23 protein-coding genes are annotated in these 23,111 nt (G+C 74.4%); 7 read left to right on the top strand and 16 right to left on the bottom strand.

Annotated features, from left to right (window positions below; translation table 11 throughout):
- Positions 1-24: 24 nt before the first annotated feature.
- The 3 genes from ACPCUX_RS14355 to ACPCUX_RS14345 all read right to left on the bottom strand — a co-directional run bounded on the left by ACPCUX_RS14355 (position 25) and on the right by ACPCUX_RS14345 (position 3,738).
- A complete protein-coding gene (locus tag ACPCUX_RS14355; protein ID WP_395413729.1) occupies positions 25-1,137 on the bottom strand; it encodes a BMP family lipoprotein in 1,113 nt (370 codons plus the stop codon).
- Positions 1,138-1,363: 226 nt separating this feature from the next.
- Complete coding sequence (locus tag ACPCUX_RS14350) at positions 1,364-2,593, bottom strand: amidohydrolase (protein ID WP_354806077.1); 1,230 nt, start codon at positions 2,591-2,593, stop codon at positions 1,364-1,366.
- Entirely contained in the window at positions 2,590-3,738 is a 1,149-nt protein-coding gene (locus ACPCUX_RS14345; protein ID WP_114552702.1) for a mannose-1-phosphate guanylyltransferase, read from the bottom strand. Before ACPCUX_RS14345 ends, ACPCUX_RS14350 begins: the two co-directional genes overlap by 4 nt.
- A gap of 234 nt (positions 3,739-3,972) precedes the next feature.
- Between ACPCUX_RS14345 and sdhC the strand changes: the two genes are divergently transcribed.
- From sdhC to ACPCUX_RS14325, 4 genes are all read left to right on the top strand, one after another.
- Positions 3,973-4,356 (top strand): succinate dehydrogenase, cytochrome b556 subunit, encoded by a 384-nt coding sequence (gene sdhC / locus ACPCUX_RS14340; RefSeq protein WP_021481379.1) that lies wholly within the window; start codon positions 3,973-3,975, stop codon positions 4,354-4,356.
- Positions 4,356-4,814, top strand: a complete 459-nt coding sequence (locus ACPCUX_RS14335) for a succinate dehydrogenase hydrophobic membrane anchor subunit (protein WP_021481378.1) — start codon at positions 4,356-4,358, stop codon at positions 4,812-4,814. Before sdhC ends, ACPCUX_RS14335 begins: the two co-directional genes overlap by 1 nt.
- Before the next feature lie 71 nt (positions 4,815-4,885).
- A complete protein-coding gene (sdhA, locus tag ACPCUX_RS14330) occupies positions 4,886-6,718 on the top strand; it encodes a succinate dehydrogenase flavoprotein subunit (protein WP_021481377.1) in 1,833 nt (610 codons plus the stop codon).
- Positions 6,718-7,485: a succinate dehydrogenase iron-sulfur subunit gene (locus ACPCUX_RS14325; RefSeq protein WP_034651163.1), complete on the top strand. Its 768-nt coding sequence runs from the start codon at positions 6,718-6,720 to the stop codon at positions 7,483-7,485. The genes sdhA and ACPCUX_RS14325 overlap by 1 nt, the downstream gene beginning before the upstream one ends.
- 219 nt (positions 7,486-7,704) lie before the next feature.
- On the opposite strand, the gene ACPCUX_RS14320 is transcribed toward ACPCUX_RS14325, so the two are convergent.
- From ACPCUX_RS14320 to sigE, 7 genes are all read right to left on the bottom strand, one after another.
- On the bottom strand, positions 7,705-8,892 hold the full coding sequence (locus ACPCUX_RS14320) for a YihY/virulence factor BrkB family protein (RefSeq protein WP_423389027.1): 1,188 nt from the start codon (positions 8,890-8,892) through the stop codon (positions 7,705-7,707).
- Positions 8,893-8,902: 10 nt separating this feature from the next.
- The gene (locus tag ACPCUX_RS14315; protein ID WP_034651171.1) at positions 8,903-9,466 is read right to left on the bottom strand and encodes a 2'-5' RNA ligase family protein; all 564 of its coding nucleotides are present in this window, start codon (positions 9,464-9,466) and stop codon (positions 8,903-8,905) included.
- The gene (trpS, locus tag ACPCUX_RS14310; protein WP_081599752.1) at positions 9,463-10,554 is read right to left on the bottom strand and encodes a tryptophan--tRNA ligase; all 1,092 of its coding nucleotides are present in this window, start codon (positions 10,552-10,554) and stop codon (positions 9,463-9,465) included. The genes ACPCUX_RS14315 and trpS overlap by 4 nt, the downstream gene beginning before the upstream one ends.
- A gap of 67 nt (positions 10,555-10,621) precedes the next feature.
- On the bottom strand, positions 10,622-10,963 hold the full coding sequence (locus ACPCUX_RS14305; RefSeq protein ID WP_034651176.1) for a twin-arginine translocase TatA/TatE family subunit: 342 nt from the start codon (positions 10,961-10,963) through the stop codon (positions 10,622-10,624).
- 9 nt (positions 10,964-10,972) lie between these two features.
- Complete coding sequence (locus tag ACPCUX_RS14300) at positions 10,973-12,412, bottom strand: trypsin-like peptidase domain-containing protein (RefSeq protein WP_423389026.1); 1,440 nt, start codon at positions 12,410-12,412, stop codon at positions 10,973-10,975.
- Positions 12,409-13,377, bottom strand: a complete 969-nt coding sequence (locus ACPCUX_RS14295) for a zf-HC2 domain-containing protein (RefSeq protein ID WP_423389025.1) — start codon at positions 13,375-13,377, stop codon at positions 12,409-12,411. Before ACPCUX_RS14295 ends, ACPCUX_RS14300 begins: the two co-directional genes overlap by 4 nt.
- On the bottom strand, positions 13,374-13,991 hold the full coding sequence (gene sigE, locus ACPCUX_RS14290) for an RNA polymerase sigma factor SigE (RefSeq protein WP_051028660.1): 618 nt from the start codon (positions 13,989-13,991) through the stop codon (positions 13,374-13,376). Before sigE ends, ACPCUX_RS14295 begins: the two co-directional genes overlap by 4 nt.
- Positions 13,992-14,234: 243 nt before the next feature.
- Here sigE and ACPCUX_RS14285 point away from each other — a divergent pair, with 243 nt between their 5' ends.
- On the top strand, positions 14,235-14,840 hold the full coding sequence (locus ACPCUX_RS14285; protein ID WP_043659884.1) for an O-methyltransferase: 606 nt from the start codon (positions 14,235-14,237) through the stop codon (positions 14,838-14,840).
- Positions 14,841-14,849: 9 nt separating this feature from the next.
- Here the strand turns inward: ACPCUX_RS14285 and ACPCUX_RS14280 are convergent, their stop codons facing one another.
- The 6 genes from ACPCUX_RS14280 to dapE all read right to left on the bottom strand — a co-directional run bounded on the left by ACPCUX_RS14280 (position 14,850) and on the right by dapE (position 20,966).
- On the bottom strand, positions 14,850-16,475 hold the full coding sequence (locus ACPCUX_RS14280) for a leucyl aminopeptidase family protein (protein ID WP_423389024.1): 1,626 nt from the start codon (positions 16,473-16,475) through the stop codon (positions 14,850-14,852).
- Entirely contained in the window at positions 16,476-16,643 is a 168-nt protein-coding gene (locus ACPCUX_RS14275; protein WP_064506638.1) for a DUF3117 domain-containing protein, read from the bottom strand. It abuts the gene before it with no gap.
- Positions 16,644-16,765: 122 nt separating this feature from the next.
- Positions 16,766-17,983 carry a hypothetical protein gene (locus ACPCUX_RS14270; RefSeq protein ID WP_423389023.1) on the bottom strand — a complete coding sequence of 406 codons (1,218 nt, stop codon included), beginning with the start codon at positions 17,981-17,983 and terminating at the stop codon, positions 16,766-16,768.
- The gene (gene folP, locus ACPCUX_RS14265; RefSeq protein ID WP_186325262.1) at positions 17,980-18,975 is read right to left on the bottom strand and encodes a dihydropteroate synthase; all 996 of its coding nucleotides are present in this window, start codon (positions 18,973-18,975) and stop codon (positions 17,980-17,982) included. The genes ACPCUX_RS14270 and folP overlap by 4 nt, the downstream gene beginning before the upstream one ends.
- A gap of 13 nt (positions 18,976-18,988) precedes the next feature.
- The gene (locus ACPCUX_RS14260; RefSeq protein ID WP_144722453.1) at positions 18,989-19,828 is read right to left on the bottom strand and encodes a TIGR00730 family Rossman fold protein; all 840 of its coding nucleotides are present in this window, start codon (positions 19,826-19,828) and stop codon (positions 18,989-18,991) included.
- Between the two features lie 10 nt (positions 19,829-19,838).
- The gene (gene dapE / locus ACPCUX_RS14255; protein WP_249355854.1) at positions 19,839-20,966 is read right to left on the bottom strand and encodes a succinyl-diaminopimelate desuccinylase; all 1,128 of its coding nucleotides are present in this window, start codon (positions 20,964-20,966) and stop codon (positions 19,839-19,841) included.
- Positions 20,967-21,001: 35 nt separating this feature from the next.
- Here dapE and dapD point away from each other — a divergent pair, with 35 nt between their 5' ends.
- Both dapD and ACPCUX_RS14245 read left to right on the top strand, forming a co-directional pair.
- Positions 21,002-21,994, top strand: a complete 993-nt coding sequence (gene dapD, locus ACPCUX_RS14250; protein ID WP_396050922.1) for a 2,3,4,5-tetrahydropyridine-2,6-dicarboxylate N-succinyltransferase — start codon at positions 21,002-21,004, stop codon at positions 21,992-21,994.
- Positions 21,995-22,026: 32 nt separating this feature from the next.
- Positions 22,027-23,004, top strand: coding sequence for a hypothetical protein (locus ACPCUX_RS14245; RefSeq protein ID WP_423389022.1), 978 nt, complete (start codon positions 22,027-22,029; stop codon positions 23,002-23,004).
- The last annotated feature ends 107 nt before the right edge of the window (positions 23,005-23,111 follow it).

The raw sequence follows: 23,111 nt of genomic DNA, 5'->3' as shown, positions 1-23,111 counted from the left end.
GCGGCCGGCGGGTTCAGCGTCGCGTCACGGCGCGTTCGGCGACTCGACGACGAGGTCGCCCGCGATGATCTGCTCCTGGTACTGGGCGATCTGGTCCTGCAGCTCGGCCGGGACCGCGTCCTCGAAGTCGTGGAACGGCGCCAGGCCGACGCCCTCGTTCTCGAGCGTGCCGACGTACGGCTCGCTCGTGAAGTTGCCGTCCGCCGACTCGCTCACGGTGTCGAAGACCGCCGGGCCGATCTGCTTCATCACGGACGTGAGGATGATGCTCCCGTAGTCCGTCGTGAGGAAGCCGTCCGAGTCGACCCAGATGATCTTCGCGCCACCGCTCTCGGCCGCCGCGGCGGCACCGAGGCCCACCGGGCCGGCCACGGGCATGATGATGTCCGCGCCCTGGTCGATGAAGCCCTGCGTGACGTTCTGGCCGTTCGCCTGGTTGTCGAAGTCGCCGGTGAACGTGCCGGTCTGCGCTTCCTTGTCCCAGCCGAGGACCTTGACGTCGGTGCCGTTGTCCTCGTTGTACTTCGCGACGCCGTCGGCGTAGCCGTCCATGAAGATGGCGACCGACGGGATCTGGATGCCGCCGAACGTGGCGACCGTGCCCGTCTCGGTCATGCCCGCCGCGAGGTACCCGGCGAGGAACGCCGCCTCCGCGGTGTTGAACAGGATCGGCTTCGCGTTGTCGATCTCGACCGACTCCGGCGGGTCGTCCGCCGTGGCGCCCGGGTTGCTGAACGCCGAGTCGATGAGGGCGAAGTGCACGTCCGTGTTCGCCTCGGCAGCCGACTGGATCGGGTCCTCGAGGAGGAAGCCGACGCCGATGATGAGGTTGCAGCCCTGCTGGACGAGGCTGTCGATGTTGGGGCCGTAGTCGGTGTCCGCCTGGGACTCGACCTCGTGCGTCGTGATGCCGAGCTCCGTCTTGGCCTTCTCGAGGCCCTCGTAGCCCGACTGGTTGAAGGACTGGTCGTCGAACCCGCCGGCGTCGGAGACCATGCACGCGGAGAAGTCGGAGTTGCCGCCCGCGGTGCTGTCGCCGCCGCCGCTCGTCTCGTCGTCCTCGGGCGCGGCGCCGCACGCGGCCAGCGCGAGCGCGGCGACCGCCGCGAGGGCGGTGACCTGAGTCGCTCTCTTCACCTGATAGCTCCTGTCGTTCTCGTAGCAGTGCCGCGCAGGGAAGGACCCCTGGGCCCTCCCGAGCACCGTTGCACGGGAGGACCGGTCCGTCGGCCTCTATAGGACCGAAGACTAATCAGCCCGAGGGGTCCAGCACGTTACTTGCCGGTAACGCGGGCGCTTCGTTATGCAAGCGTCACTTTGCGTCTGAGGCGTGACACACCCCTGTCCACGGGTCGGGACCGGTTCACCCGTCCTGGCCCGCGGCGACGCGCGCGAGGAGCCGCATGCCCAGGCCGATCGCGCGCTCGTCCACCTGGAGGTCGCCCTGGTGGATGTCGTAGCTGCGCCCGCCCGGCGTCCGCGTGCCGAGGCGGGCCATCGCCCCGGGCACCTTCGTCAGGTACCAGGCGAAGTCCTCGCCGCCGAGCGACTGCTCGGTGAGCACCACGCTGTCCGGGCCCAGGACGTCGCGCGCGGCGGCCTCGAGCAGGCCGGTGCAGCGCTCGTCGTTCTCGACGGGCGGGACGCCCCGCGTGTGGTGCACGGTCACCTCGACCTCGTACGGCGCGACGACCTGCTCCACCGCGTCGTGCAGCACCTGCCCCGCGAACTCCCACGCGCGCACGTCGAGGCAGCGCAGGGTGCCGCGGACCGTGCCGGTGCTCGGGATGGCGTTGTGCGCGGAGCCCGCGTGGACGGCCCCCCACGTGAGGTTGACGCCCGAGCGCGGGTCCAGCCGACGGCCGAGCACCGCGGGGACCTGCGTGATGACCTGGCCCAGCGCGTACACCACGTCGCCGGTCAGGTGCGGTCGCGACGTGTGGCCGCCCGGGGAGGCGATCGTCACGGAGACCTCGTCGGACGCTGACGTGATCGGGCCGATCCGCGTGCCGATGCGACCCACGTCGACCTTCGGGTCGCAGTGCACGGCGTAGATCTCGTCGACGCCGTCCATCGCCCCGGCCGCGAGGACGTCGAGCGACCCGCCCGGCTGGACCTCCTCGGCGGGCTGGAGCACGAGCCGCACGCCGCGGCGCAGCTCGCCCTGCGCGTGGAGGTCCGCGAGCACGAGCCCGGCACCGAGCACGACGGCCGTGTGCACGTCGTGGCCGCACGCGTGCGCGACGCCCGGCACGGTCGACGCCCACGGGAGGCCGCAGCGGTCCTGGAGCGGCAGCGCGTCGATGTCCGCACGCAGGGCGACGCGGCCCTCCGGGGCGGCCGCGCCGTCGGGCACGCCCGCGGCGGTCGTGCCCGGCTCCGGGCCGACGTCACACACGAGCCCCGTGCCCGGCAGGAGCCGCGGCTCGAGGCCCGCGGCGCGCAGGCGGTCGGCGAGCAGTGCCGTGGTGCGCGTCTCGGCGCGCGAGACCTCGGGGTGGGCGTGGATGTCGCGGCGGATCGCCACGACCTCGTCCACGTGGCGCGCGACGGCGGCCCCGATGCGGGCGGCGAGGGTCACGTCGGCGCTCACAGGAGCTCGTCCATCCCGAGCTCGCGCACCGTGTCGACCATCGACTTCACCTGCTGCGCGCGCGCCCGCGTCGTGACGAGGAGTGCGTCGGGGGTGTCGACCACGACGACGTCGTCGAGACCGAGGACCGTCACGACGCGGTCGCTCGCGGGCACGACGACCGAGCCCGCGCTCTCGCGTCGCACGACGCGCCCCGTGTCGCCGAGCACCTTGGAGCCCGCCCCGTCGACGGACGGGAGGAGGGCGGCGAGGGAGTTGAAGTCGCCCACGTCGTCCCAACCGAACGTGCCGGGGACGACGGCGACGCCCCCGACCGCGGCGACCGGCTCGGCCACCGCGTGGTCGATCGCGATCCGCTCGAGCGCCGGCCACCGCTCCGCGAGCACGCGGTCGCGGTCGGGGCCGTCCCACGCGGCCGCGATCGCGCGCAGGCCGTCGTGCAGCTCGGGGCGCTGGTCCGCGAGGTGCCCGAGGAGCACGGACGAGCGCACGATGAACATGCCGGCGTTCCACCGGTACTCCCCGGACGCGAGGTAGCGCTGCGCGGTCGCGGCGTCCGGCTTCTCCGTGAAGCCGCGCACGTGCTGCGCGGTCGGCGCCCCCGCGACGCCGAGCGGGGCGCCGCTGTGCACGTACCCGAACGCCGTCGACGGCCGCGACGCCGCGATGCCGATCGTCACGACGTACCCGGCGCGCGCCGCCTCCACCGCCTCGCGCACCGAGGACTCGAAGGCGGCACGACCCGTGATCACCTGGTCCGCGGCGAACGACCCGACGACGACGTCGCCGTGCCGCGCCTCGAGCACCGCCGCGGCGAGCCCGATGGCCGCCATCGAGTCCCGGGGCGACGGCTCCGCGAGCACGTTCTCGGCCGGCAGGCCCGGGAGCTGCGTGCGCGCCGCCGCGACGTGCCGGTCGCCCGTGACGAGCACGACGCCCTGCTCCCCCGCGAGCGGCACGAGCCGGTCGACCGTCGCCTGGAGCAGGGAGCGCCCCGAGCCGGTGAGGTCGAGCAGGAACTTCGGGGAGCCCGCCCGCGAGAGCGGCCACAGCCGGGTGCCGGCGCCTCCCGCGGGGACGACGGCGAAGAAGCCGGGGATCGGCGACCCGGACGGGCCGGAGGAGTCGTGCGGCGAAGAGGCCATGAGGGCCAGCATAGTGAGGGCCGCAGTTCCCCCGCGGGCTGTGGGATCAGTCACAAACCCATGCCAGCGGGCCGATCCGCCGCCCCCGGCGGTCCGCATCATGACGTCGATGTCACTATGGTGGAAGCCCTGAGACCGATGCCGACGACGGTCCCGGGGTCCGGACTGAGGGAGTTCCGGACCACGGCCGGAACGTGACATCTCCCCCTGATCTCGCCACAGGAGGCCCCCAAAGTGCCCAGTGCACCAGCCGGCACGCTCTACCGCGGCCGCGAAGGCATGTGGTCGTGGGTCGCGCACCGCGTGACCGGCGTGCTCATCTTCTTCTTCCTGCTCGTGCACGTGCTCGACACGGCGCTCGTGCGGGTCTCGCCCGAGGCGTACAACGCCGTCATCGGGACGTACCAGACGCCGATCATGGGCATCGGTGAGGCGGGCCTGGTCGCGGCCATCGTCTTCCACGCCTTCAACGGCATCCGCATCATCCTGGTCGACTTCTGGTCCAAGGGCCCGCGGTACCAGCGCACGATGCTCTGGGTCGTCGTCGGCCTGTTCGTCGTGACGATGGCCGGGTTCCTGCCGCGCCACCTGATGAACGTCTTCGGAGGGGGGCACTGATGGCCGCCGCACCCACGGTCGAGGTCGCGAGCCCGCGCGACCCGTACAAGCGCCGCAAGGCCACGCGCAGCAACTACGAGCTGTACAGCTGGATCTTCATGCGCGCCTCCGGCGTCGTGCTGATCGTCCTCATCTTCGGGCACCTGTTCGTCAACCTCATGGTCGGCGAGGGCGTGCACGCGATCGACTTCGGCTTCGTCGCCGGCAAGTGGGCCTCGCCGTTCTGGCAGATCTGGGACCTGCTCATGCTGTGGCTCGCCATGTTCCACGGCACCAACGGCGTCCGCACGATCATCAACGACTACGCCGAGCGTGACGGCACTCGCCTCGTCCTCAAGCTCGCGCTGTACCTCGCCTTCACGATCGTCACGGTCCTCGGCACGCTCGTGATCTTCACGTTCGAGCCCTGCCCCGCGAACGCCCCGGCCGAGCTGCTCGCGTCGTTCTGCACGGCCTGAGCACCGCACCACCGCACGCCCCCGTCTTCCTCTCGCTCCACCCGGCTCTCTCCCAGGAGGCATCGACCCCGATGCAAACCCATCAGTACGACGTCGTCATCGTCGGCGCAGGCGGCGCCGGGATGCGCGCGGCGCTGGAGTCGTCCGGCAAGGTCCGGACGGCCGTCATCTCCAAGCTCTACCCCACGCGCTCGCACACGGGCGCCGCGCAGGGCGGCATGTGCGCCGCGCTCGCGAACGTGGAGGAGGACAACTGGGAGTGGCACACGTTCGACACGGTCAAGGGCGGCGACTACCTCGTCGACCAGGACGCCGCGGAGATCATGGCCAAGGAGGCCATCGACGCCGTCCTCGACCTCGAGCGCATGGGCCTGCCGTTCAACCGCACGCCCGAGGGCCGCATCGACCAGCGCCGGTTCGGTGGGCACACCCGCAACCACGGCGAGGCCGCGGTGCGCCGCTCGTGCTACGCCGCGGACCGCACCGGTCACATGATCCTCCAGACGCTCTACCAGCAGTGCGTCAAGCAGGACGTCGAGTTCTTCAACGAGTTCTACGTCCTCGACCTCATCACCGACCACGACCTCTCCGCGGGCGAGATCCCCGACGACGAGACGGTCACCGCGACCGGCGTCGTCGCCTACGACCTCGCGTCCGGCGAGATCCACGTCTTCCAGGCGAAGGCGATCATCTTCGCCACCGGTGGCGCGGGCAAGATCTTCAAGACGACGTCCAACGCGCACACGCTCACGGGCGACGGCATGGCCCTGGCCTACCGCCGCGGCCTGCCGCTCGAGGACATGGAGTTCTTCCAGTTCCACCCGACCGGCCTCGCGGGCCTCGGCATCCTCCTGTCGGAGGCCGCCCGCGGCGAGGGCGGCATCCTGCGCAACGCGGACGGCGAGCGCTTCATGGAGCGCTACGCCCCCACCATCAAGGACCTCGCGCCGCGCGACATCGTCGCCCGGTCCATGGCGAACGAGGTCCGCGAGGGCCGCGGCGCCGGGCCGAACAAGGACTACGTCCTGCTCGACCTCACGCACCTCGAGCCGGCGCACATCGACGCCAAGCTCCCCGACATCACCGAGTTCGCCCGGACCTACCTCGGGATCGAGCCGTACACCGAGCCCGTGCCCGTGTACCCCACGGCGCACTACGCGATGGGCGGCATCCCGACGAACGTCGACGCCGAGGTGCTGCGCGACAGCCACAACGTCGTCAAGGGCCTCTACGCCGCCGGTGAGGTCGCGTGCGTCAGCGTGCACGGCTCCAACCGTCTCGGCACCAACTCGCTGCTCGACATCAACGTCTTCGGCAAGCGCGCCGGCCGCACGGCCGCCGCCTACGCCGCGACCGCGTCGTACAGCGAGCTCCCGGAGAACCCCGCCGCGGCCGTCGTCGCGCAGCTCGAGGAGATGCGCAACCGTCCCGACGGCGAGCGCGTCGCCGACGTCCGCAAGGCGCTCCAGGAGACGATGGACGCCAACGCCCAGGTGTTCCGCACGGGCGAGTCGCTCAACCAGGCCCTCGCGGACATCCGCGACCTGCAGAAGCGCTACAAGAACGTGTCCGTGCAGGACAAGGGCCGCCTCTTCAACACCGACCTCCTCGAGGCGATCGAGCTCGGGTTCCTCCTCGACATCGCCGAGGTCACCGTGGTCGCGGCGATCAACCGCAAGGAGTCCCGCGGCGGCCACTACCGCGAGGACTTCCCGGACCGCGACGACGCCAACTACATGCTGCACACGATGGCCTACCGCCGTCCGACGTCCGCCAGCGACGTCGCCGACGGGCACGTCGCGGGCTACTTCGACCACGTCGAGCAGTTCGACGGCTACAAGGTCGCCCTGGGCTCCAAGCCCGTCACCCAGACCCGGTACGAGCCCATGGAGCGGAAGTACTGATGACTGCCACACTCGAGAGCCCGGCCGCCGAGCCCAAGGCCGGGGAGATCCCCTCGTTCGAGGTCACGCTCCGCGTCCGCCGCTACTCCCCCGAGTCGGAGCACGGCGAGGAGGCGTACTGGGACGAGTTCACCGTCCAGGCGCACGGCACCGACCGCGTGCTCGACGCCCTGCACAAGATCAAGTGGGAGCACGACGGCTCCCTGACGTTCCGCCGCTCGTGCGCGCACGGCGTGTGCGGCTCGGACGCGATGCGCATCAACGGCCGCAACCGGCTCGCGTGCAAGACGCTCCTCAAGGACGTCAACCCCGACAAGCCGATCACGGTCGAGCCCATCAAGGGCCTGCCCGTGGTCAAGGACCTCGTCGTGGACATGGAGCCGTTCTTCGCGTCCTACCGCGAGATCATGCCGTTCCTCATCACGTCCGGGAACGAGCCGAGCAAGGAGCGCCTCCAGTCCGCCGCGCAGCGCGAGCGCTTCGACGACACGACCAAGTGCATCCTGTGCGCCGCGTGCACGTCGTCCTGCCCGGTGTTCTGGACCGACGGCCAGTACTTCGGCCCCGCCGCCATCGTCAACGCGCACCGCTTCATCTTCGACAGCCGCGACGAGGGCGCCACGCAGCGCCTGGAGATCCTCAACGACAAGGAGGGCGTGTGGCGCTGCCGCACGACCTTCAACTGCACCGAGGCCTGCCCGCGCGGCATCGAGGTCACGAAGGCGATCCAGGAGGTCAAGCGCGCGATGATCACCCGCGCGTTCTGACACCCCCGCACCGCCACGAAGGGCGCCGACCGGACGGTCGGCGCCCTTCGTCGTCCCCGGGTGACGTCGCGGCCTCCTCGACGAGCGCCTCCGTGACCGACCGGCACGACCGTGATCGGCAGTCTCGACCGAGATCGGCATCTGCGGCGGAGATCGGCAGCCGCACATGCCGATCTCGGCAGCGCGTGCCGATCTCGACCCGCCGCCCGAGCGCGGCGGTCACGTCCCGCGCGGCAGGCGGCCCCGGCGGATTCCGCGGACCAGGGGGCTCCACGGGCGGTGCGACCCGTGACCGGCGCGGAGGTGCTCCTCGGTCGACGGGACGACGGCGTCGCGCGTGCCCTCGACGGCGTCGCGCCTGTCCTCGACATCGTCGCGCCTGTTCTCGACGGCGTGGCGGGGCGCCCGGAGGTGGCGGCCGTCGGCCGGGTTGTCGCCGTCGAGCACGGGCAGCTCGGGACGGCCGTCGCGCGCGTGCCGGGCGCCGTCGGGCACCGGGTCGGGCGGGCGCGGCGGGTTCGCCATCCACGCGCACACGGCCAGGAGGATGCGCGCGGTGAAGTTGACGAGGAGCAGCAGCGTCACGAGGACGGCGAACGACGCCAGGAGGGCGTTCCGCGTGGCGCTGCTCTCGACGAACGACGACCCGAGGTAGCGGAGCACGCCGAACCCGACGGCGGCGGTGAGCGATCCGACGAGGAGGTCGCGGCGTCGGACCCGCACCCCGGCGAGGAGCCGCACGACGACGACCACGACGAGCGCGTCGAGCAGGACGCTCACGACGAGGCCCGCACCGGTGACGAGGACGGCGGGCCCGCCGGAGAGCCCGATCGCCTCGAGGATCTGGTTGCCGAGGGACGTGACGGCGATGCCGGCGACGGCGGAGACGAGGAGGAACAGCGCGAGCAGGAAGAACCCGAGGAGGGCGCGCGCCCGGGCGAGCACGGGGCTCTGGCCGACGTCGCTCACGCCGAACATGGTCCGCACGGCGCCACGCAGGTGGTACATGAACGACACGACGGAGAAGAGCAGCACCACGCCCGCGACGACGCTCGTGACGCTGAGCCCGGAGTCGAGCAGGAGCTGGTCAGGCCGGATCTCGCCGGGCTCGCCGTCGAGGGCGATGAGCCCGGGGACGAGCTCGTTGATCTCGCCGAAGACGACGTCCATGAGCTCCTCGCGGCCGCCCAGGACCCGCATGAAGACGGTGTAGCCGATCGTCAGCGCGGCGAACAGCGAGAACAGCGCGGAGTACGCGATGCCGCCGCACAGGAGCGCGCCGCGCGCGTACAGGTAGCGGTAGGTCGCGCGGCCGGGCCGGCTGTCCTTCCAGCGCTCGACGAGCGCGTCCACCCGCGCGCGCGTGCGCGTGACGACGCGCGGGGCGGCAGGGCGGGGCGACGTCACGCCCCGAACCCTACGAGGCGGTCGCTCCCGCGGCATCCGCGCCGAGGGGGAACACCTGCTCCGGGCGCCAGACGCCGTCGTCCCCGTGCTCGTAGAGCGAGAAGCCGGCGACGTCGAACTGCGCGTCGTAGGTCGCCATCTGGTCGAACGCCGCGTCGAGCGCGGCCTCGGGCACCTCGTGCGCGACGGTCACGTGCGGGTGGTAGTTGAACCGCAGGTCCTGGGCGAGCGGGCCGGTGCGGATCGCGCTCTCGAGGTGCTCGCACTCCGCGATGCCCTCGACCACCTGGACGAACACCACGGGCGAGACGGGACGGAACGTCGCGCTCCCCCGCAGGTGGAGGCGGAACGGCGCCGCCGTCGACGCGACCTCGGTCAGGTGCGCGCGCGCCGTGTCGAGCGCGGTGCGGTCCAGGACCGTCGGGCCGAGGAGCGTCACGTGCGGCGGGATCGACCGCGCGAGCGGGTCGCCGAACCGTGCGCGCGCGTCCTGGAGCTGCGTCGCGAACGGCTCGGGCACCTCGATCGCGATGCCGATCCGCACCTGGTGGGGCTCGCGCTCCGGGAGGTTCACGCGGTCGTCCCGCCCACGGGCAGCAGGCCGACGCGGTCGTAGATGCGGGCGAGCGTGCCGGCCGCGATCTCGCGGGCCTTCTGCGCGCCGCGCGCGAGCACCGCGTCGAGCTCGGCCGGGTCCGCCAGGTAGGTGTTCGCGCGCTCCTGGAACGGCACGAGGAAGTCGACGACGACGTCCGCCAGGTCCACCTTGAGGCGCCCGTAGCCCTGGCCGTCGTACTCGGCGGCGATCGCCTCGACGTCCCGCCCCGTGAGCGCCGAGTAGATGGTCAGCAGGTTCGACACGCCGGGCTTGGCGACCGGGTCGTAGCGGATCTCCGTGCCGGAGTCGGTCGCAGCCGACCGGATCCGCTTGGCGGCGACCTTCGGGTCGTCGAGCAGCCAGATGACGCCCTTGCCGTTCGACGAGGACTTGCTCATCTTCGCCGTCGGCTCCTGGAGGTCGTAGATCTTCGCGACCGACCGGACGATGTGGGCCTCCGGCACGACGGCGGTCCCGTCGCCGAAGCGGGCGTTGAGCCGCTCCGCGAGGTCACGGGTGAGCTCGAGGTGCTGGCGCTGGTCCTCGCCGACCGGCACGAGCGCCGCGTCGTAGAGCAGGATGTCGGCCGCCATGAGCACGGGGTACGTGAACAGCCCGACGGTCGTTCCGTCGGCGCCCTGCTTCGCGGACTTGTCCTTGAACTGGGTCATGCGGCCCGCCTCGCCGAAGCCCGTCTGGCACGACAGCACCCACGACAGCTCGGCGTGCTGCGGCACGTGCGACTGGACGAACAGCGCCGAGCGGTCCGGGTCCACGCCGCCGGCGAGGTACTGGGCGGCCGTGCGGCGGGTGCGCTCGCGGAGCCGCTCCGGGTCCGGGTTGACCGTCAGCGCGTGGAGGTCGACGACGCAGTACAGGGCGTCGTACGCGTCCTGGAGGGAGACCCACTGGCGCAGCGCACCGATGTAGTTCCCGAGCTGCAGCGAGTCCTCGGTGGGCTGCATGCCCGAGAGGATCCGTGGCCGGGTGCCCGTCGGGCTCCCGGGCTCCTGCGTGGTCTCCGGGACCGGTGCCGGACCGATGTGCGTCGCCTCGATGGACATTGCCCCATTCTGACAGGTGCTCGGGCGCCGGAACGAATCGCCGTCGTACCGCGGTCGGACGACGGGGTCAGGTGGCCTCGTCGTCGAACGGGGCGGGCCCCGTCGGCGCGACGGGAGCGGCCGGGCGGGGCGGGGAGACGCGCTCGGGCAGGGGGTCGTCGTCCAGGAGTGCCTCGCGGACGATCCGGCGCGGGTCGTACTGGCGCGGGTCGAGCTTGGCCCAGTCGACGTCCGACAGCTCCTCGCCGAGCTCCGCGTCCACGCGCGACTTCGCGTCGCGCAGGTAGCCCCGCGCCGACCGCACGAACGCCCCGAGCTGCTCCGCGTAGCGCGGCAGGCGCTCGGGACCGATGACGACGACCGCCACGATGAGGAGCACGACGAACTCGGCTCCGTTGATCCCGAACACGCCGACAGACTACTCGCTCGTGGCCTCGTCGAGGACGACGCGCACGTCGCGCTCCTGGTCGCCGGTCCGCACGCGCAGGGTCACCGCGTCCCCCGGCGCCTTCGCCCGGATCGCGACGATGAGCTCGTCCGACTCGGTGACGGGCCGGCCGTCGATGGACAGGATCACGTCTCCCGGCCGGATCCCGGCGGCGTCCGCCGGGCCGTCGGGCGTCACGGCGGGCGTCCCGGACTGCGCGTCGGTCGAGACCTGCACGCCCTCGCCCTGGTAGCGCTGGTCGAGGAGCACGCCGATCACGGGGTACGTCGCGACGCCGTCGGCGATGAGCTGCTCGGCGGTCCGGCGGGCCTGGTTCGACGGGATGGCGAACCCGAGCCCGATGCTGCCCGTGGCCTCGCCGCTCCCCGGCGGCTGCGCGATGGCCGAGTTGATGCCCACCACCTGGCCCCGGCCGTCGACGAGCGGGCCGCCGGAGTTGCCGGGGTTGATCGCGGCGTCCGTCTGGATCGCGTTGATGAACGCCGTCTCCGCCGCGGCACCCGCCTGGACCGGGCGGTTGAGCGCGCTGATGATCCCCGTGGTCACGGTCCCGTTGAGCCCGAGCGGCGCACCGATGGCCACCACCGGGTCCCCGACGACCACCTCGTCGGAGTCACCGAGAGCGAGCGGCGTGAGGCCCGAGTCCTCGACCTTGACGACCGCGAGGTCGTAGTCGACCGTGCGCCCGACGAGCTCGGCCGGGCTCTCGTGCCCGTCGGAGAAGAGCACGACGATGTCGCCGCCGTCGGCGGCCGACGCGACGACGTGGTTGTTCGTGAGGATGAAGCCGTCCTCCCGCAGCACGAAGCCCGATCCGGTCGCGACGCCGTCGGCCCCGCGGACCTGGAGCGAGACGACGCTGGGCAGCACGGTCGCCGCGATGTCCGCCACCGAGCCGTCGGGGCGGTCCGCGCCGGGCTCGACGCTCGCGGGCGGCAGCGCCGAGACGGACGAGCCGGAGGGCTGCGGGTCGGCGAGGCGGTCGGCCGCGACGCCGCCGACGGCGCCCGCGACGAGCGCGAGCACCGCGACGCCCGCGACGGCGGCCGGGCGCAGGCCGCGTCGCGGGGCGGTGCCGACCGCTCCGCGGGGCACGCCCACGAGGGTCGGGTCGACGGACCCGCCCGGGCGCGTCGGCGCCTCGGGCTGGCCGAACGCGCTCAGCCGCTCCCAGGGGTCCGTGGGCCCCGCGCTCGAGGGTTGCGCAGGCGCGGGCACCGCGGGCGGCGGCGGGACCGGTCCCGGACCGTACGCGGGCACGGCGTGGCCCGACGCAGCTCCCTCGGTGGGCCGTGGCGCCTCGGCGGACGGCGGGACGGGCACGCTGCGGTAGGCCGACGGCGGCGCGAACGGGTTCGGCGCGGCGTCGCGCGGACCGGGCTGCTCCGGTCCGGTCTGGGGGTCGGTCATGAGGTGCCGAGCGCTCCTGTCATGGTCGTCCAGCCCCGGGAGATGCGCGCCGGGACCCCGGCATCGTAGTCACGGGCCGGGAACGCCGCCACGAGGGCGGCGACCGTCTCCTGCTCGGTGTCGGCGACGACGTCGATCACCGTGTCGCCCGACTGCCACACGACGTGCCACGGCTCCTGCGACAGCACGTGCACGCGGCGACCGTCGACGTCCCACGTCTCGCCGCCCGCGAGCGCCGACGTGTCCAGCAGGCCGGTCTGCTCGCGCACGACCGCCTCCCCGCCCGGCGCCTCGAGGTCGATCTCCAGCACGCCGCGCCGCGCGTCGTCCCGCACGTCGGCCACGCGGAAGCCCTCGGGGAGCGGCGTCGGGCAGGTCCAGCCCTGCGCGGCGAGCGCCGCGAGGGCGGACGCGCCGCCGTCGGCGACCGTCCCCCCGCCCGACCCGCCGTCCAGGCCGTCGGTCCGTGCGCCGCCGACGACGAGCGCTCCCGTGGCCCGGGGGGCGGCCTGCGCGAGCACGGTGAGCGGGTCGCTGCGGTGCAGGTCCGGCGTGACGAGCGGGCTCTCCCCCAGCGCGAAGAGGCCCACCGCCGCGACGCCGACGCCGCTGACGACGAGGCCGACGACCCGCCGCCGGAGCGAGACGCGGCGCACCTCGCCGCTCCACGCGCCGCGCGGGAGCGTCGCGGTCTCTGCCCAGGGGTCGCTCGGCGCGGGCGCCGCGCGCAGCGGGTCGCCGTCCGTCGGCGGGATCTGGGCGGACAGCGCGAGCAGGCGTGCGGCGAGGTCCGGCGCCGGCTCCACCGGCCCGGCCGTGCTCAGCGCGCGCCGGGCCGCCCGGGCCGCGGAGAGCTCTGCCGCGCACCGCGGGCAGCAGGCCACGTGCTCCAGGGCGCGCTCCGCCTCCGCGGGCGACAGCTGCCCGTCGACGAGCGCGGAGAGCCGCGAGCCGAGATGGGTCACGCCGCCCCCCGGGCGCCAACGGCCGTCGGTGCGTCGTCCGACGCCGGACGCTCCGCGGGGTCGCGGTGCGGCAGTGCGGCGCGCAGCTGGGAGCGCGCGCGGTGGATCCGCGAGCGGACCGTGCCGAGCTTGATGCCGAGCGTGACGGCGATCTCCTCGTAGGAGAGGCCCTCGATGTCGCACAGCACGACGGCGGCCCGGTACTCCGGCGAGAGCGCGTCGAGCGCGCGCTGCACGTCGTGGTCGAGGTTCGCGTGCTCGAACCCGCGCTCCGGCTGGGCCTCGGCGCGCGCCGGGTAGTGCCCGTCGTCGTCGCCCATGGCCTCCATCCGGATGCGCTGCTTGCGCCGGACCTGGTCGAGGAAGAGGTTCGTCGTGATCCGGTGGAGCCAGCCCTCGAACGTGCCCGGGGTGTAGCTCGACAGCGAGCGGAACACCCGGACGAACGTCTCCTGCGTGAGGTCCTCCGCGTCCTGGCGGTTGCCGGTGAGGCGGTAGGCGAGCCGGTAGACCCGCGCCGAGTGCTCGCGCACGATCGCGTCCCACGACGGCGGCACCCACGTGCCCGCGTCCTGCTGGCCGTGCGTGCTGGTCCTCGGTCGTGCGTCGTCCACGTGGTCCATCGTCCCAGAAGAACGTCCCGCCCCCGGCGCGTGTTCCCCGGCTCACGCGGGACGTGCGCGCGACGTCCACGGCCCGTGCACACGCGCGCGGCGCGGGAACGGGCCGGCGTGGGAGGGGGCGGGTACGATCCGAGACAGTGCCGGCCCGGCCCCCGGGGCCGGACGACGGACCACCAGGAGGACCTGATCACCAGCGACGTCGGCACCCACCGCAGCGCCAAGGCGGCGAGCTGGGTGTACAGCGAGGAGTTCGTCTCCGAGGACGAGGTCCTCCTGCGGGCGCGCGACCGCGCGGCCGAGCTCGGCTGCCCCGCGGTCCTCCCGGGCGTCGGGGCCGTGCTCCAGGTCCTGGCCGCGTCCCTCGCGGCCCGCGCGGTCGTCGAGATCGGCACCGGCACGGGCGTCGCCTCGATCTGGCTCCTGCGCGGTATGCCCGCCGACGGCGTGCTGACGACGATCGACGTCGAGGTCGAGCACCAGCGCGCGGCGAAGGCGGCGTTCGCGGAGGAGGGCGTGCCCGCGTCCCGCACGCGCACGATCCCGGGCCGCGCGAGCGACGTGCTCCCCCGCCTCACCGACGGCGCGTACGACCTCGTCCTCGTCGGGGCCGACAAGCACAGCTACCCCGAGTACGTCGAGCAGGGGCTGCGCCTCCTGCGGCCGGGAGGCGTGCTGGCGGTCGACGGCGCGCTGTCGCACGACCGCGTCGCCGACCCCGCGCGGCGCGACGAGGTGACGACGATCGTGCGCGAGGTCGGCCGGTCGCTCCGGTCCGACGAGCGCGTGCTGCCGGCACTGCTGCCCAGCGGCGACGGCCTTCTGCTCGCCGTCCGCCGCTGACCGGCCAGGTCAGAGCCGGTCGAGCGCCTCGAGCAGCAGCCGGGCGCCGAAGCCCGTCGCCCCGGCCACGACCTCGTGCCGGTCGGCCGTCGCGCGCGCCGGTCCCGCGACGTCGAGGTGGGCCCAGGGCACGTCGCCCACGAACTCCCGGAGGAACAGGGCGGCCGTGATGGCCCCGCCGCCGGGGCTCTCGACCGGGACGTGCCGCAGGTCGGCGACGTCGGAGCGCAGGGCACCCGCGTAGTCCTCGACGAGCGGCATGCGCCACACCCGCTCGCCCGTCGTGCGGGCGGCGTCCTCGAGCGCGTCGGCGACAGCGTCGTCGGTCGCGAACAACGCGCCGTGACCACGACCCAGGCCCACGCTGGCCGCGCCGGTGAGCGTCGCGACGTCGACGAGCACGTCCGGGGCGAGCTCCTGCACGGCGTACCCGACGGCGTCGGCGAGGACGAGGCGGCCCTCGGCGTCCGTGTTCGCGACCTCGACCGTGCGCCCCGACCACGTGCGCAGCACGTCACCGGGACGGTACGACGCCGCGCCGACGTGGTTCTCCGCGAGCGGCAGCACGGCGGTGACGCGCCGGTCCGACCGCGCGCGGACGGCCCCGAGCACGACGGCGAGCGCGACGGCGGCGCCCGCCATGTCGGTCTTCATGGGCACCATCGCCTCGCGCGGCTTGATGGACAGGCCGCCCGTGTCGTAGGTGATGCCCTTGCCGACGACGACCACGTGCCGCGGCGCGGAGCGGTCCGTCGCCGGGGTCACGCCGTGGTCCGCGGGGTCGTACGTGACGGTGACGAGCCGGGGCCCGCGCGCCGAGCCGGCGCCCACGGCGAGGAGGGCGCCGAAGCCCTCCTCGGCGAGCTCGGCGGGGCCGCGGACGGTGGTGTCGAGGCCGAGCGCGTCGGCCAGCCCGAGCGCGCGGTCGGCGAACCAGGCCGGGTCCTTGACGTCGGACGGCGTGTTCGCGAGGTCGCGCACGAGCCACGTCGCGGAGGCCGCGCGGGTCGCCGCCTCGATCGGTGCCGCCACGTCGGGACGGTCGGGCGGCGTGAGCAGCACGAGCTGCGCGGCGGCGTCCTGCGCGCCGGCGGGCGCGTCGCCGCGGCGCGGCTGGGCGTACGCGGCGAGCAGGTAGCCCTCGACGTAGGCGCGGACCTCGGCCGCCCCGGCGTCCGCGGTCACGGCGCTCACGACCCGCTCGAGGCCGCGGGACGCACGGGCCAGCGCGGCCCCGGCGCGGCGCAGGTCCGTCGCGGTGCCGGCGCCCACGCCGAGCAGCAGGAGGCGGGGCGGCAGGCCCGCCCACGGCAGCCGGGTCGTGGACCCGACGTGCGCGCGCGGCAGGTCCACGCGCACGACCTCGCCGGCCGCGCCGCGGAAGCCCGGGCCACCCGCGCGCTCGGCCAGCTCGGCGAGGTCGACCCCGTACCGCAGGGTCGCGTCGACCGTGCCGGCGCGCGGCTGCAGCCCGTCCTCCGCCTCGCGCGGCGGCGCGACGGCGACCACGACCGCGTCGGCCTGTGCCTCGTCGACGAGCGGGGCGTCGCTCAGCGCGCCCCGTGCACCGACCACCTCCGGCAGCGCGCGCGGGATCTCCGAGGTTCCGGAGACCCGGCGCTCACGTGCGGGCAATCAGCCCACCACGGCCTGGAGCGCCTCACCCAGCTCGCTGGCCTCGGTCGCGTTGAGCTCGACCACCAGACGCCCGCCACCCTCGAGCGGGACCCGCATGACGATGCCTCGCCCTTCCTTGGTGACCTCCAGCGGTCCGTCACCCGTCCGCGGCTTCATCGCAGCCATCGATGGCACTCCATTTCCGTTTGTCCCGAGTCCACCCCGCACGCGCGAGGAGGGGCGTCCGACCTCGGACGACGCCCGGGGGACAGTCTAGTTCACGCGTGCCGACATCCCGGGCGTCCCGGTCACGGCGGCCAGCCCGACGGCGGGACCAGCCGCCACAGCGACCAGACCCACCACACCTGGCCCACGACGCACGCGACGGTCACCGCCGCGAGCCACGCCCGCGACCGCGTCCACCCGACCGTCACCGCGCCGAGCGGGAACGCGAGCAGGAGGAAGCGCACGAGCGACGTGCCCGGCTGGACCGTCGCCACGAGGTACGCCAGGTACGCCCCGGACCACGCGTGCATCTCCGGGCCGAGACGCGCCGCCACCGGGTTGAGCACGAGCGCGGCGGCCACCACGAGGACGAGCGCGAGGAGCCACGGGCCGGCGTCGCCCGTGAGCCACCGCGAGACGTCCACCCACGGCACGAACGGCACGACCTCCGCGCCCCCGCGCCAGGCCTCCTGGGTGCGGAAGTACCCCTGGTGCACGCCCGTCACCGCGCCGCACAGCCAGGGCCACACGAGCCCGCTCCCGAGGGCGACGACCAGCAGCCCGCCCAGCCGGGCGGCGTCGGGCCCGCGCAGGTCCCCCCGGCGCCACCGCACGAACCCGTGCCACAGCACGACCGCCGCCATCGGCAGCGCGACCGCGCGGCAGAAGCCGAGGAGCACGACGAGGAGCGCCGCCCCGGCGTAGCGGCGCCGCGCGAGCAGGAGCAGCGCACCGGCCACGAGGAGCAGGGCGAGCGACTCGGTGTAGGCGACCTGGAGGACCGGGCTGGAGGGGAAGACGCTGACGAGCAGCACCGTCGCGAGCGGGAGGCCCGGGCGGCGCTCGACGGCGGCCGCCCCGGCCGTCGCGACGAGCCGATGGACGACGAGCGCCGCGCCCGCCCCGCACGCGAGCGCGACGGTCGGTGCGAGCACCTCCCAGCCGAGCCCGGTGACCGCGTCGAGCGCGCGGACGAGCGCGGGGAAGAGCGGGAAGAAGGCCCACACGTTCTGCTGCACGGCGCCGTCGGGGCCCACGGGGAGCGTGTCCGGGTAGCCGGAGACGTAGATCTGCTCGTACCAGCTCGCGTCCCACATCCGGCCGACGTAGGCGAGGTACGAGGGCGCGGCGTCGGTCCACAGGTTCTGCTCCTGGGACCGCGCGGCGACGAGCAGGACGCCGGCGCTCACCGCCCGGGCCAGGGCGTAGACCACGAGCACCTGCACCCACCACCGCCAGGTGGCGGGCCGCAGCAGCCGCGCCCGCGCCGCGGGGAGGGCGGCCGTGCGCGGCGTCGTCACGCCAGGCCCCGCAGGGCCGCTGCCGGGGCCGTCTCGTCGCGGGCGGCGGAGACCAGGTCGAGGACGCGGCGCGTCGCCGCGACGTCGTGCGCGCGGAAGACGCGCGCGCCGAGCCACGCGGCGACGGCCGTCGCCGCGAGCGTGCCCTCGAGGCGCTCGTCGGCCGGGAGGTCGAGCGTCTCCCCCACGAAGTCCTTGCGCGACAGGGCCATGAGGAGCGGGAAGCCGAGCCCCGCGAGCACCTCGGTGCGGCGGAGCAGGTGCAGGGAGTGCCACGTGTTCTTGCCGAAGTCGTGGGTCGGGTCGACGAGCACCGACGCGCGCGGGACGCCGCACGACACCGCCCGCTCGGCCGCGGCCCGCAGCGTCGTCACGACGTCCTGCACGACGCCGTCGCGCGGGTCGGCCGCTCCGGGGCGGGCCGGGTAGTCGACGCGGACGGGGTCCGTGCGCGGCCGCGCTCCCCCGGTGTGCGAGCACACCACCCCGATCCCGTGCTGCCCGGCCACCTCGACGAGCCGCGGGTCGTGCCCGGCCCACGTGTCGTTGACGAGGTCCGCGCCCGCGAGCGCCGCCTCGTGCGCGACGTCGGCCCGCCACGTGTCCACGCTGACGAGGAGCTCCGGGAACTCCGACCGCACGCGGGCGACGAACGGGACGACGCGGCGGATCTCCTCCGCCGGGGTGACCTCCGGGCCGACCCCGGCGCGCACGCCGCCCACGTCGAGGATCTCGGCGCCCTCGCGGACCGCGCGCTCGACGGCGGCGAGCGCCTGGCGGTCGTCGAGCTGGCGCGCGCCGGCGTAGAACGAGTCGTCGGTGCGGTTGACGATGGCCATCACGGCGGGCCGGTCGAGCTCGCGCCCGCGCAGCACGAGCGACGTGCCGCGCGGCGGCACCCCGAGCGGCGGCAGCGGGACGGGCGCGCCCTCGGACGGGCGCGCCCCCGGCTCGCCCCCGCCGGAGCCGGGCGCGCCGGGACCTGCGGTCATCGTGCCGCGCCCGTCAGCTCGCGTCGCCGGCCTGCGCCCGGGCGAGCTCCTCGGTCGCCTCGCGCTCTTCCGCGCGCAGCTCGGCGCCGCGGTCGCACACGTACTCGACGGCCTCGGCCGGGTCGTCGCACAGGTGGATGAGGTCGAGGTCGTGCTCGCTGATCATGCCGCGCCCCACGACGGCGGTCCGCGCCCAGTCGAGCAGGCCGGTCCAGTAGTCCGTCCCGACGAGCGCGACGGGGAACTCGGTGATCTTGTGCGTCTGGACGAGCGTGAGCGCCTCGAACAGCTCGTCGAACGTGCCGAACCCGCCCGGCAGCACCACGAAGCCCTGCGCGTACTTGACGAACATCGTCTTGCGGGCGAAGAAGTAGCGGAAGTTCACGCCGAGGTTGACGTAGCGGTTCATGCCCTGCTCGAACGGCAGCTCGATCCCGAGCCCGATCGACAGGCCGCCCGCCTCCGACGCCCCCTTGTTGGCTGCTTCCATGATGCCGGGGCCGCCGCCCGTGATGACCGCGAAGCCCTCGTCGACCAGGAGGCGACCGACGTCCTCGGCGAGCGCGTAGTCCGGGTGGTCCGGCTTGGTCCGCGCCGAGCCGAACACGGAGACGGCCGGGCCGACCTCCGCGAGCGCGCCGAAACCCTCGACGAACTCGCTCTGGATCCGCATCACGCGCCACGGGTCGGAGTGCACCCAGTCCGCGCTCCCCCGCGAGTCGAGGAGGCGCTGGTCCGTCGTCTGGCCCGGGATCTGGTCCCCGCGCAGCAGCACCGGACCCTTGCGGTACCCGCTGCCCGTCTGGGGCACGCCGTCGTCGGAACCTGGCTGGTCACGCACCGTGTCGCTCATGGTCACGAGCCTATGCCGCAGGGGCGGCCGTCAGCCACGCACGGAGCGCGTCGCGGCACAGCGCGAGCTGCCCGACGGGGCACCGCTCGTCGTCCTTGTGCGCGAGCAGCGGGTCCCCGGGGCCGAAGTTCACCGCCGGGACGCCGAGCTCGGCGAAGCGCGCGACGTCGGTCCAGCCGTACTTCGGGGCCGGCGCCCCGCCGGTCACGCCGAGGACGGCCGCCGCGAAGTCCGCCGCGAGCGGGTCGTCGAGGCCGGGCCGCGCGCCCGGCGCCGCGTCGGTGAGCGTGACCGCGAACCCGGTGAAGAGGTCGCGGACGTGCTGCTCGGCCTCGGCCACGCTGCGGGAGGGGGCGAACCGGAAGTTCACCGTGACGACGCACTCGTCGGGCACGACGTTGCCCGCGATGCCCCCCGTGATGCCGACGGCGTTCATGCCCTCCCGGTACACGAGGCCGTCGACCTCGATCTCCTGGGGGACGTACGCGGCCAGGCGGTCCAGCACCTCGTGCGCGGCGTGGATCGCGTTCGTCCCCGTCCAGGAGCGCGCGGAGTGGGCCGCGACGCCCGGCACGCGCACCTCGGCGCGCAGCGTCCCGTTGCACCCGCCCTCGAGGCCGGCGGACGTGGGCTCCCCGAGCACCGCGAAGTCCGCCTCCAGCAGGTCCGGGCGGTTGCGCGCGAGGCGCCCGAGCCCGTTGAGGTCCGCCGCGACCTCCTCGTTGTCGTAGAAGACCCACGTGACGTCCTGCGCCGGGGCGTCGAGCTCCGCGGCGAGCGCGAGCGCGACGGCGACGCCGCCCTTCATGTCGACCGTGCCGCGGCCCCAGACCTCGGCGTGCGCGCCCTCGCCGACGACGCGCGTCGGCAGGTTCGGCGGGACCGTGAGCGGCACCGTGTCGAGGTGGCCCGCGACGACGACGCGCCGCTCCCGGCCGAGCGCCGTGCGCGCGACGACCGTGTCGCCGTCGCGGACGACCTCCAGGTGCGCGACCGTGCTCAGCGCGGCCTCGACCGCGTCCGCGAGCGCGCGCTCGTCCCCGCTCACGGACGGCACGTCGCACACCGCGCGGAACAGGGCGACGAGGTCGCCGCGGAGGTCGAGCACGGGTCCGGTACCAGGGGTGGGAGACGTCACGCCAGCACCCTACCGGTGCCGGATAGGGTGGGCGCATGACTTCTGCGACCCCCGCGCCCGCCCCCTCGGCGGGCGCGTCCGAGCCGCGTACGGCGTGGGGCTACGGCCTGGCGACCGTCACCGACGACGGCACGACCCTCGACGTCTGGTACCCCGCGCCGGAGCTCGGCGCCGCCCCGGCGGACGCCGCCGTCCCCGCGTCCCTCGACGCGCTCGCCGAGCGCGACGAGCTGCGCGGCGTGGACGTCGTCGTGGTGCGGACCGAGATCGACCTCGACGCCGCCCCCGCCGACACCGCCGACGCCTACCTGCGCCTGCACCTGCTCTCCCACCGTCTCGTCGTGCCGCACGGCCTGAACCTCGACGGCCTCTTCGGCGTGCTGACGAACGTCGTGTGGACGAACCACGGCCCGTGCGCCGTCGACGGCTTCGAGGAGACGCGCCTGCGCCTGCGCGCGACCGGCCAGCCCGTGACCGTGCTCGGCGTCGACAAGTTCCCCCGCATGGTGGACTACGTCGTCCCGTCGGGCGTCCGCATCGCCGACGCGGACCGCGTGCGCCTCGGGGCCCACCTCGCGGCCGGCACGACCGTGATGCACGAGGGCTTCGTGAACTTCAACGCGGGCACGCTCGGCACGTCGATGGTCGAGGGTCGCATCTCGGCGGGCGTCGTCGTGGGCGACGGCTCCGACGTGGGCGGCGGCGCGTCGATCATGGGCACGCTGTCCGGCGGCGGCCGCGAGGTCATCTCGGTCGGGCAGCGTTCCCTGCTCGGCGCCAACGCGGGCCTCGGCATCCCGCTCGGCGACGACTGCGTCGTGGAGTCCGGCCTGTACGTCACCGCCGGGACCAAGGTGACGGTCGTCGGGCAGAAGGACGCCTCGGGCGAGCCGCTCGTCGTCAAGGCGCGCGACCTCGCCGGCCGGTCCGGCATCCTCTTCCGGCGCAACTCGCTGACCGGCGGGGTCGAGGCGGTCTCGCGGACCGGCGCGGGCGTCGAGCTCAACGCCGCGCTGCACGCGAACTGACCGGCCCCTGCCGAGCACGCCCCGCCTCGACGATGACGACGACGCAGCCCCCGCGCTCCCCGAACGCCCCGGCGCCGGGGCGCGTCCGCTCGCGCCGACGCCCCCTGCGCACCGCGGTCACCCTCGTCACGGTGGCCGCGGTGGGGGTCGGCGCGGTCGTGGTCGCGCTCAACCGGCTCGACGACGCGACGCCCGTCGCGGAGCGCTGCGCCGCGACCGCCGACGGCCGCACGTGGTACCTCTCCGTGACGCAGGCCGACAACGCGGCGCTGATCACCGGGGCCACCGTGCGGCGCGGGCTGCCCGCCCGCGCCGCGACGATCGGGCTCGCGACCGCGCTGCAGGAGTCGCGGCTCGTCAACATCGACTACGGCGACCGCGACTCCGTCGGCCTGTTCCAGCAGCGCCCCTCGCAGGGGTGGGGCACCGTCGCGGAGATCATGGACCCGGTCTACTCGACCAACACGTTCTACGACGCGCTGGAGACCGTCGAGGGGTACGAGGGCATGGAGGTCACCGTCGCCGCGCAGACCGTCCAGCGGTCCGCGTTCCCCGACGCGTACGCGCAGCACGAGCCCCGCTCGCGCGCGTGGGCCTCCGCGCTGACCGGCTGGTCGCCCGCGTCGCTCACGTGCGACCTCGCGGCGGTCCCGGCGGAGGAGGTCCCGGCCGACGGCGACCCGGCCGAGCCGTTCCGGGAGCGCGTCGCGCGCGACCTCGGGGACGCCGTCCGCCTCGCCCCGTCGGACGGCGGGGACGGGGGCCTGGTCGTGGTCGACGCGTCCGCGCTCCCCGGCGCCGCGGAGGACGGCGGCGTCGAGCGGTCGGCGTGGGCCGTCGCCCAGTGGGCCGTGGCGACGGCGGACGCCACGAACGTCGTCGCCGTCGAGGTCGGCGACCGCCGCTGGTCGCGCGACGGCGCGACGTGGACGACCCCCGACCCGGCCGACCTCGCCCCGCTCGACCCGGGCACCCTGCGCGTCCACGTCGCCGTCCCCGACGCGTCCTGACCGACCGCCGTCGGCCCGCGCCGGCGCGGTGTCGCGGACGGTGCCTCGCCGAGACGGGAGAAGTGGCCCTCGCGCACCCCGCGGCGGGGCCCGTCTCGCGACTCGTC

The sequence above is a fragment of the Cellulosimicrobium sp. AB352 genome, from assembly GCF_049538415.1.
Taxonomy (GTDB): domain Bacteria; phylum Actinomycetota; class Actinomycetes; order Actinomycetales; family Cellulomonadaceae; genus Cellulosimicrobium; species Cellulosimicrobium funkei.
This window is presented reverse-complemented; position numbering and strand designations above follow the sequence as displayed.

Bases quoted from the DNA above. Each gene is read 5' to 3' on its own strand.
- ACPCUX_RS14345 (WP_114552702.1), bottom strand. From the start codon at position 3,738: ATGGCCTCTTCGCCGCACGACTCCTCCGGCCCGTCCGGGTCGCCGATC.
- ACPCUX_RS14335 (WP_021481378.1), top strand. From the start codon at position 4,356: ATGGCCGCCGCACCCACGGTCGAGGTCGCGAGCCCGCGCGACCCGTAC.
- sdhA (WP_021481377.1), top strand. From the start codon at position 4,886: ATGCAAACCCATCAGTACGACGTCGTCATCGTCGGCGCAGGCGGCGCC.
- ACPCUX_RS14325 (WP_034651163.1), top strand. From the start codon at position 6,718: ATGACTGCCACACTCGAGAGCCCGGCCGCCGAGCCCAAGGCCGGGGAG.
- trpS (WP_081599752.1), bottom strand. From the start codon at position 10,554: ATGTCCATCGAGGCGACGCACATCGGTCCGGCACCGGTCCCGGAGACC.
- ACPCUX_RS14300 (WP_423389026.1), bottom strand. From the start codon at position 12,412: ATGACCGACCCCCAGACCGGACCGGAGCAGCCCGGTCCGCGCGACGCC.
- ACPCUX_RS14275 (WP_064506638.1), bottom strand. From the start codon at position 16,643: ATGGCTGCGATGAAGCCGCGGACGGGTGACGGACCGCTGGAGGTCACC.
- folP (WP_186325262.1), bottom strand. From the start codon at position 18,975: ATGACCGCAGGTCCCGGCGCGCCCGGCTCCGGCGGGGGCGAGCCGGGG.
- ACPCUX_RS14260 (WP_144722453.1), bottom strand. From the start codon at position 19,828: ATGAGCGACACGGTGCGTGACCAGCCAGGTTCCGACGACGGCGTGCCC.
- dapD (WP_396050922.1), top strand. From the start codon at position 21,002: ATGACTTCTGCGACCCCCGCGCCCGCCCCCTCGGCGGGCGCGTCCGAG.
- ACPCUX_RS14245 (WP_423389022.1), top strand. From the start codon at position 22,027: ATGACGACGACGCAGCCCCCGCGCTCCCCGAACGCCCCGGCGCCGGGG.